Origin of the sequence: Streptomyces silaceus (assembly GCF_001419745.1) — a bacterium.
Taxonomy (GTDB): domain Bacteria; phylum Actinomycetota; class Actinomycetes; order Streptomycetales; family Streptomycetaceae; genus Streptomyces; species Streptomyces silaceus.
This window is the reverse complement of the sequence record NZ_LIRJ01000704.1, coordinates 1-1220: the sequence shown is the minus strand read 5'-3', so window position 1 is coordinate 1220 and position 1220 is coordinate 1. Positions and strand designations below refer to the sequence as shown.

Below are 1220 nucleotides of genomic sequence, written 5' to 3'. Positions count from 1 at the left end.
AGGAGCTCGCGGTCGCCGCCGGCTTCGGCGGCGACCGCGAGCTCCTGCCGGAGCTGGTCGACGTACTGCGTGAGGTTCATGACGCCATAGTGGCACCACTCTGGCGCCACAGCAAGTGCCACGCGCGCCACATCCACCCCCCACGCTCACCGGAACTCACATTTACGCAGGTCAGAGGCATCAAAGCAGATCCAGAAAAAAGATTGGCACCACCACGACGCCACGTGGCACCACCTGGCACCACAAGGCGCCACGGCCCACCATCGACCGCCACCCTCGCCACGCCGCGCGGAATCGCCGGGGCGCAGCAAGACTGAGTAGCGACGCGAGCACACTCCGTTAGAGGTTGAACATTGAACTGAATCGCGCTACATTCAATCTCGTTGAACATTCAACAGCAGCTCCCCGTAGGAGCTCGTCCCCAAGGAGCACGTCATGGGTCTCTTCGGCCGCAAGAACGACACCGACACCACCGCCGCCCCGGCCGCCGCCTCCGCCGCGGTCAACCCGGAGCTCGCCGCGCTGACCGGTGACTACACGATCGACCCGGCGCACACGACGATCGGCTTCGTCGCCCGCCACGCCATGGTCACGAACGTCAAGGGCTCCTTCCTCGACTTCGCGGGCACGCTGCACCTGGACGGCACGGACCCCTCGGCCTCGACGGCCTCCATCGACGTCAAGATGGACAGCATCGACACCGGCAACGCCGACCGTGACGGTCACCTGAAGAGCGCGGACTTCTTCAAGACCGAGGAGTTCCCCGAGATGACCTTCCGCTCCACCGAGGCGGAGGCGCTGGGCGGCGACGACTACCGCATCACCGGCGACCTGACGATCCTCGGCACCACCAAGCCGCTCTCCATCGACCTGGAGTTCAACGGCGCGGCCAAGGACCCGTTCGGCAACGAGCGCGTCGGCTTCGAGGGCAAGGCGACGATCCTGCGCTCCGAGTGGGGCCTCACCTGGAACGCGGCGCTGGAGACCGGTGGCGTGCTCGTCTCCGACAAGATCAAGCTGAACTTCGACATCTCGGCCATCAAGAACGCCGCCTGACCCACCGTCAGGACCGGCCCGCCGGCCGACCAGCACCACGAGCGCGCCCGCCTCCCACCCCCACGGAAGGCGGGCGCTCGGCTACGGTTTCGCGGGCCAGTGGACGATGCCGACGCCGGGGCTGGCGCCCCCTTCATCGCCACCCTGCACCGTGGGCTGTGCCC

At 67.3% G+C, this 1220-nt stretch carries 1 protein-coding gene; it reads left to right on the top strand.

Annotated features, from left to right (window positions below; genetic code table 11):
• Positions 1–435 precede the first annotated feature (435 nt).
• Positions 436–1056, top strand: a complete 621-nt coding sequence (locus AOK22_RS38865) for a YceI family protein (protein ID WP_055703327.1) — start codon at positions 436–438, stop codon at positions 1054–1056.
• The last annotated feature ends 164 nt before the right edge of the window (positions 1057–1220 follow it).

Coding starts and splice junctions, on each gene's coding strand:
- AOK22_RS38865 (WP_055703327.1), top strand. CDS start 436: ATGGGTCTCTTCGGCCGCAAGAACGACACCGACACCACCGCCGCCCCG.